The sequence below is a fragment of the Mediterraneibacter sp. 210702-DFI.5.30 genome (genome assembly GCF_020560115.1).
In the GTDB taxonomy this organism is placed as follows: Bacteria; Bacillota; Clostridia; order Lachnospirales; family Lachnospiraceae; genus Mediterraneibacter; species Mediterraneibacter faecis.
Window position 1 is genome coordinate 1 of the sequence record NZ_JAJCME010000205.1, and the last position, 229, is coordinate 229.

1 protein-coding gene is annotated in these 229 nt (G+C 41.5%); it reads right to left on the reverse strand.

What is annotated here, in order from left to right; genetic code table 11:
- Nucleotides 1-229: hypothetical protein (locus LI126_RS15260; RefSeq protein ID WP_227165755.1), on the reverse strand; the 229-nt coding region annotated here is incomplete at both ends.

Genomic DNA, 229 nt, shown 5'->3' on the forward strand with positions numbered 1-229 from the left:
TTATTTCTGGAGAGTCTTTTTCTGATGGTATAGCTACAAAACTTAATGCCGGAAAAGAAAACAGTCGAAACAAAAGAAGTGTAGCTAGCTGGGGATCATGCATGGGTAGTTGTTTGAAATCAAAAGGGGTAGAAAGCTGGGTTATTAGTGCTGTAACTACTCTTTGTTCATTGGGATGTTTCCTTACAGCTGGTGCGGGATGTATAGGTTGTATTGTCGCAGCTGCTGC